Raw genomic sequence first — 6,509 nt, 5'->3', positions numbered from 1 at the left:
TAATTGGGATTTCTTTTTCATCATGCAATTTCTTTACTATATTCAGTACGGTATTTGTTGTATCTATGAGCTTATTGAACTCTTCATTTATAAGCTGAGCCTTTTCCTCTTCAGGTCTATTACTCTCATATATAGATGTTATCTTCTTTCTTGATTTGAATACCTGCAACGGTAATAGGGAATACATCTTTTGACTTTCTAAATCAATTGGGGTATATTTCCAGTACTGCATTACAGGTACAGTGTATTTTAATTCTTGACCATCTGGCAGTACAAGGGTCATAGATAGATGGTCAGATATGTTTTCATTTTCTTCCAAGAATATTACCACCTGCTTTGGAAACTCCAGTCTTATTTCTTTATACTCAGATACATCTGATATCTCTTTAGCTTTTTCAAATCCATATCTGAACATCCTTATTACCATGCTGGCATCATTTAAGGTTTGAAACTCTATATGATATCTATATACATGGTCTTTAGTATATACATTTATGAATAGATCACCTATAATGCGTTCATAGTCATCATCTATAAATTCGCTGTTGCTGTATTCTATGGTAACCTCATTGCTTACAAATTTTTCATCAAATAATGCATTTAAGAGGTTTATGGTTACCTTTTTAGAAAGCTTGAAGAGTACCTTCATTATCTGGTCCAGTTTTAACTTTTCTGAGGTCTTTTCTTTTTTAACCATAGTGTTCTCCGTAACAAATATTCTTTATTATCTCTACAGATATTATAACATACCAGTGCTGGTGGTACAATTGTGTATGGTGGCTAATAATGATATTTTATCACTCACAACAAGATCCACAATGCCGTTGTTACCTAAGTTTTACATTTGTGATGAAGTTACCGATATTTAAACAGAGTTTGAACTAATATAATGGTGAACTGTGCTTTTATTGTGGAAATTTATGAAATATCAATAAGCTAAAAGGAGGAATTTTAATAATAATGTCGAAGTAAAGAATTGGATTATAAAACTACTTTATAACAGGCAAAGAAGGCTGGCTTACTCCTGCGGTCTATAAGAAGATGCTACTTATGGATGTTGCAGCATAAACATTGTTTTGGGCATGATTGCTACTTAATATAGTGCTTAGAGCAATATTCCAAAACATGAGGATTAGGAGTTATTTAGGAGGAAGAACTTATAATCCTATGTAATTTTAAGCTATGCTCACGAAACAATGTCCAGGAAAGGGAGAATGGCTCAGGAAAAGACTCCCCCAAAATTGGACACAAAAAGGAAAAAATGTAATAAAATTAAGATTATAAGTATAAAAGTATGGAGATATAAAACTATGGAATTATATGAATTACATAATGAAATATGCAACCATATCGATAATGGTGAATTTGATAAGGCCATGGAGAAAATTGCTTTAATAGAAGCAGCAGAAGTAGATCCAAAATATAAAAATTATATTTTAAGTGGCATTTATATAGATATCGGTTCAATAAAACATGATGAGAATTTAGTTAATAAAGGCATTGGTCTTATATTAGAAAACCTAAATGAATATGAACAACAAGAGAATATATTGCAAAGTGTATATTACAATTTAGCTAATGGATATTCCGTACTGTTTAATTTGAAGCGAGTAAAAAACCCTATGTATGGATTTATGGAAGCTGATACTGAAGCACATAAGGCAATAGAATTTTATAAAAAATCCTTAGAATGTAGAGAAAAGTCAACTGACATAACAGTGCAAACCTATGTCAATTTAGGAAATATGTTTGATTCTATTGGAAGAAATTTAGAAGCACTTGATTATTATGATAAAGCATTGGCAATAAATCCAAATTTTGGAATGGCGTTGGCTAATAAAGGGTTGGCATTGAAATATTATGCAGAAATAACAGGAGAACACTGGAGGATGTACTATATAGAAGCTTATAACTTTATTAAGCTTGGCTTACAGTATGGCGTACATAGTGAGGCTAAAGAAGAATTTTTGAGAAACTTACATGAAATAAAAAAATATGTAAATAGTGATAATATTGACCTGAGTGATTTAGAGAAACCAAAAATGGATACTCAATCAGATTTTGAAAAGTTTTTAGTTGAATTTTGCATAGAACACAAACTATATTTAAATTTATGTAACTTTTGCCAAAAATGCCAGTTTTCTTTAGGGGATGACATTGTCATTAAAAATATGATAGTTAATATAGAAAAATCACTTGAAGACGATGCATATCTGAAATTATCATCGTTTTTAAATGAAATAAAAGAAAATTACATTGCTGCAAGATTTTTACTTGTGCAGTCTGTTTATAGAGATAATGACTTAAGTTTTGTTGATAAAAATGTTGCGATTATAGATACTTTAGATTACGTAGAACATAATATTTTTGTCCAGCTATTGAAATTTGCTTTTAAAAATATGTATGATATCTTAGATAAAGTATCAATATTCTTAAATGAATATCTTGAGCTTGGTAAAAAAATTGAGCACATTGATTTTAATAATATCTGGTATGAAAAGAAAGAACAAAATAAATTTAATATTAACAATAAGATTATAAAAACGAAAAACTATGCTTTAAATGCGCTTTTTAATATACATTTGGAATTTAAAACTGGTGAATATGAGGATTTAAGGGAAATTAGAAATGCTTTGACGCATCGCTTTCTAAATGTATATTGGATGGGAAAATACAGTTTTGAAAATATGAATGAAGAGTATTTAGTTGATAAAACAATCCAGATTACACAAATAATTAGAAATGTGATTATATATTTGATTAGTTTTGTTTATACGGAAGAAACAAAAAAGGAGAAAAAACTAAAAGGTAAACTAGTGACTCTAAATGCGTATACTATACCAGATCATCTAAAAAACTTATAAGAGACAATTATAAATAAGGGGCTTAATTCCCCCGACTTTGACAAATACAGTTAGCAAAAAGGTCCTATAAAGGACCTAAAATCTTTCTATATACCTCATCTATTGAATTACTTTTAATAACTGCAACTAAAATTTCATCAAGTTTAGCTTCATCATCTATTTTTAATATTTTATTTTTAAAGTCATCAGGAACTGTATCAAACTTGGCCTTTATAGCATTGAGTATGTTTTCCTGAGCTTTCCTTATTCTGCCTTCTTTTCTGCCTTCAATACGGCCTTTCTTAATACCTTTTCTTATACCCTCTTTAATGCCTTCTTCCTTTATTGCCGGGTCATATAATGTTTTAATCATGATGGTCACCTCCTCATCTATCTTACGATATTCACCATACTTACTATAAAGATAACCTGTTATATTTACCAACACGTCTAATATTCTCTTTAGATCACCAGTGAAAATTTCTTTTCTATCATGCAGTTTATTCAATATATTAAGGACTTCATTTACAGTATCTATAAGCTTTTTAAACTCTTCATTTATAAGCTGAGCCTTTTCTTCCTCAGGCCTGTTGCTTTCATATATAGACATTATCTTCTTTCTGAATTTGAATACCTGCAATGGAAGTAGGGCATACATTGAATATTACCAGTTGTTTTGGAAACTCCAGTCTTATTTCTTTATACTCAGATACACCTGATATCTCTTTAGCTTTTTCAAATCCATATCTGAACATCCTTATTACCATGCTGGCATCATTTAAGGTTTGAAACTCTATATGATATCTATATACATGGTCTTTAGTATATACATTTATGAATAGATCACCTATAATGCGTTCATAGTCATCATCTATAAATTCGCTGTTGCTGTATTCTATGGTAACCTCATTGCTTACAAATTTTTCATCAAATAATGCATTTAAGAGGTTTATGGTTACCTTTTTAGAAAGCTTGAAGAGTACCTTCATTATCTGGTCCAGTTTTAACTTTTCTGAGGTCTTTTCTTTTTTAACTATAGTGTTCTCCGTAGTAAATATTCTTTATTATCTCTACAGATATTATAACATACTGATGAAGGTGGTACAATTGCTGTATAAATTTCACTTACCTGATGCTTATATACTGGCTGTACTCATAGCTGATTCCGAGAAGATAAAAAGAGTACCTGGATGGAAACCCCAGTATACAGAGCTTAATAAAATCATTGAGACAGCATGGAAGTGGGAAATGAATAAGAAACTTTAACCGTCAAAACTACGTGAGACAAGTCCCACACGTATATATCTCATCTATATGAATTACCTCTTTAAATTCATCACTAAATTGTTTTTGTTAAAGTTTTGTGATTCTTACTTTTGTTTTTCCTATTGTGTTGGTCTATCAGACCGTTAAATAATTTTTTTTACAGTTACCCCCTCAAAAAAATATTTTTTTGCCGAATTATATTTAATGAAGATAATAAATCGACAAAGGAGGAATTTTGAATGAAAAAATTAATAACTTTTGCACTTGCCGGTTTGCTCATTTTTTCTTTAACTTCATCGGGTTTCGCAAAGCCGAACGCAAATGGTAATAAAGCCCAAATAAAGACAGAAAGAGAGCTTACCAGTCAGGAAAGTAATAAAAAACAAATACCGTTCGGAATACAAAAGAAATCCGAAAACAACGAAAAGTTCAATAAATTTACAGCAAAGATGACTGTTAAGGGAAAAGAACTTAAATTCGACGTACCGCCTGTAATAAAAGATGGCAGAATGTTAATCCCTGTACGTGCTATAATGGAAGCTTTGGGTGCTACTGTAAAGTGGGACCCGTCAACAAGTACAGTTACAATCATAAAAGGCGATACAACAATCCAGTTTGTTTTAGGTGAATCAAAAGCTCTTGTGAACGGTAATGAAGTTAATTTAGACATTCCAGCAATGGAAATAAACAACAGAACTCTTGTACCACTCAGGTTCATTGCCGAGACTTTGGGTGAAAAAGTTAACTATGACAACAATACAGGTGATGTAAATATTGAAGATAATGATACTCAAAATGATACGGTATCACAGGACGTATACGGAAATACTGACGAAACCGTCACAGACAGCGTGTACAGCGACGATACAGTAACTCAGCAATAACTTTCTGAGCTTTACTTTTTATAGATATATAACAATACCAATGTTCACTGTTTTTTTACGCAACCTCTTTCTATTAAAAAGGTACTCACTTGAATGTCTTTTTTGTTTCGCATTCACAGGCTGCTGTTTCTTTGTTTGACTCCTCCTTTCCAAAGAAACGGCAGTATAGTATAGTAAGTTAGTGTTAAAATTTTATTAGGTCAGTTAGCAAAAAAAGTGGGGATAAATGTAGAAAAAAGACCTCACCCTCCTTTATAGCGGATGAGTAAAAACTCATAAGGAAGGTGAGGTCATGTAAAATTAATTCTACTTATTAGATAAAATTTAGAAAATGGGTTTGCTTAAATGAGTAGGGAGGCTTGAAAGTAGTATGTGCAAGAATTGAATCCGCAAGAAAATGGTACAGTTTTCGGCCCTTTTTTACCCACAGAAAATTATTTGTGCAAAAATAAAATGGTATAAGGCCACGAAATAAGCCTCATACCATTTTATATACCTCATCTATTGAATTACTTTTAATAACTGCAACTAAAATTTCATCAAGTTTAGCTTCATCTTTTATTTTTAATATTTTATTTTTAAGGTCATCAGGAACTGTATCAAACCTGGCCTTTATAGCATTGAGTATGTTTTCCTGAGCCTTCTTTATTCTACCTTCAATTCTGCCTTTCTTTATACCCTTCTTTATGCCCTCTTTAATGCCTTCTTCCTTTATTGCCGGGTCATATAATGTTTTAATCATGATGGTCACCTCCTCATCTATCTTACGATATTCACCATACTTACTATAAAGATAACCTGTTATATTTACCAACACGTCTAATATTCTCTTTAGATCACCAGTGAAAATTTCTTTTCTATCATGCAGTTTATTCAATATATTAAGGACTTCATTTACAGTATCTATAAGCTTTTTAAACTCTTCATTTATAAGCTGAGCCTTTTCTTCCTCAGGCCTGTTGCTTTCATATATAGACATTATCTTCTTTCTGAATTTGAATACCTGCAATGGAAGTAGGGCATACATTGAATATTACCAGTTGTTTTGGAAACTCCAGTTTTATTTCTTTATACTCAGATACATCTGATATCTCTTTAGCTTTTTCAAATCCATATCTGAACATCCTTATTACCATGCTGGCATCATTTAAGGTCTGAAACTCTATATGATATCTATATACATGGTCTTTAGTATATACATTTATGAATAGATCACCTATGATACGTTCATAGTCATCATCTATAAATTCGCTGTTGCTGTATTCTATGGTAACCTCATTGCCTACAAAGTTTTCATCAAATAATGCGTTGAGTAGGTTTATGGTTACCTTTTTAGAAAGCTTGAAGAGAACCTTCATTATCTGGTCTAGTTTTAACTTTTCTGGGGTTTTTTTCTTTTTTAACCATAGTGTTCTCCGCATATTGGCCCCTTAAGAGAATTGGACTAAAACACACAAAATGATAAAATTTCTCTTAAGGGAGGTCAAAATCAATGGCAGCACATAAAAACTTTACT

At 31.3% G+C, this 6,509-nt stretch carries 8 protein-coding genes; 3 read left to right on the top strand and 5 right to left on the bottom strand.

Going from position 1 to position 6,509, the window contains the following annotated elements; all coding sequences use genetic code 11:
- The coding region (locus FWJ32_RS13035; RefSeq protein ID WP_149546403.1) for an RpnC/YadD family protein at positions 1–697 on the bottom strand (697 nt) is incomplete at its 3' end.
- A gap of 613 nt (positions 698–1,310) precedes the next feature.
- Here FWJ32_RS13035 and FWJ32_RS13030 point away from each other — a divergent pair.
- Positions 1,311–2,864 carry an LA2681 family HEPN domain-containing protein gene (locus tag FWJ32_RS13030; protein ID WP_162523640.1) on the top strand — a complete coding sequence of 518 codons (1,554 nt, stop codon included), beginning with the start codon at positions 1,311–1,313 and terminating at the stop codon, positions 2,862–2,864.
- A gap of 64 nt (positions 2,865–2,928) precedes the next feature.
- On the opposite strand, the gene FWJ32_RS13025 is transcribed toward FWJ32_RS13030, so the two are convergent.
- Positions 2,929–3,453 carry an RpnC/YadD family protein gene (locus tag FWJ32_RS13025; RefSeq protein ID WP_149546401.1) on the bottom strand — a complete coding sequence of 175 codons (525 nt, stop codon included), beginning with the start codon at positions 3,451–3,453 and terminating at the stop codon, positions 2,929–2,931.
- Complete coding sequence (locus FWJ32_RS13020; protein WP_149546400.1) at positions 3,440–3,832, bottom strand: hypothetical protein; 393 nt, start codon at positions 3,830–3,832, stop codon at positions 3,440–3,442. The genes FWJ32_RS13025 and FWJ32_RS13020 overlap by 14 nt, the downstream gene beginning before the upstream one ends.
- 118 nt (positions 3,833–3,950) lie before the next feature.
- On the opposite strand from FWJ32_RS13020, the gene FWJ32_RS13015 reads away from it, so the two are divergent.
- Positions 3,951–4,109, top strand: a complete 159-nt coding sequence (locus FWJ32_RS13015) for a hypothetical protein (RefSeq protein WP_203227780.1) — start codon at positions 3,951–3,953, stop codon at positions 4,107–4,109.
- Positions 4,110–4,348: 239 nt separating this feature from the next.
- Positions 4,349–4,993: a copper amine oxidase N-terminal domain-containing protein gene (locus FWJ32_RS13010; RefSeq protein WP_149546399.1), complete on the top strand. Its 645-nt coding sequence runs from the start codon at positions 4,349–4,351 to the stop codon at positions 4,991–4,993.
- A gap of 478 nt (positions 4,994–5,471) precedes the next feature.
- Here the strand turns inward: FWJ32_RS13010 and FWJ32_RS13005 are convergent, their stop codons facing one another.
- Together FWJ32_RS13005 and FWJ32_RS13000 are read right to left on the bottom strand one after the other, a co-directional pair.
- The gene (locus FWJ32_RS13005) at positions 5,472–5,972 is read right to left on the bottom strand and encodes a hypothetical protein (RefSeq protein WP_149546398.1); all 501 of its coding nucleotides are present in this window, start codon (positions 5,970–5,972) and stop codon (positions 5,472–5,474) included.
- On the bottom strand, positions 5,959–6,414 hold the full coding sequence (locus FWJ32_RS13000; RefSeq protein WP_149546397.1) for a hypothetical protein: 456 nt from the start codon (positions 6,412–6,414) through the stop codon (positions 5,959–5,961). The genes FWJ32_RS13005 and FWJ32_RS13000 overlap by 14 nt, the downstream gene beginning before the upstream one ends.
- Positions 6,415–6,509 lie beyond the last annotated feature (95 nt).

Origin of the sequence: Calorimonas adulescens (assembly GCF_008274215.1) — a bacterium.
GTDB lineage: Bacteria > Bacillota > Thermoanaerobacteria > Thermoanaerobacterales > UBA4877 > Calorimonas > Calorimonas adulescens.
This window is presented reverse-complemented; position numbering and strand designations above follow the sequence as displayed.

Bases quoted from the DNA above. Each gene is read 5' to 3' on its own strand.
- FWJ32_RS13030 (WP_162523640.1), top strand. From the start codon at position 1,311: ATGGAATTATATGAATTACATAATGAAATATGCAACCATATCGATAAT.
- FWJ32_RS13025 (WP_149546401.1), bottom strand. From the start codon at position 3,453: ATGTCTATATATGAAAGCAACAGGCCTGAGGAAGAAAAGGCTCAGCTT.
- FWJ32_RS13020 (WP_149546400.1), bottom strand. From the start codon at position 3,832: ATGAAGGTACTCTTCAAGCTTTCTAAAAAGGTAACCATAAACCTCTTA.
- FWJ32_RS13010 (WP_149546399.1), top strand. From the start codon at position 4,349: ATGAAAAAATTAATAACTTTTGCACTTGCCGGTTTGCTCATTTTTTCT.
- FWJ32_RS13005 (WP_149546398.1), bottom strand. From the start codon at position 5,972: ATGTCTATATATGAAAGCAACAGGCCTGAGGAAGAAAAGGCTCAGCTT.
- FWJ32_RS13000 (WP_149546397.1), bottom strand. From the start codon at position 6,414: ATGCGGAGAACACTATGGTTAAAAAAGAAAAAAACCCCAGAAAAGTTA.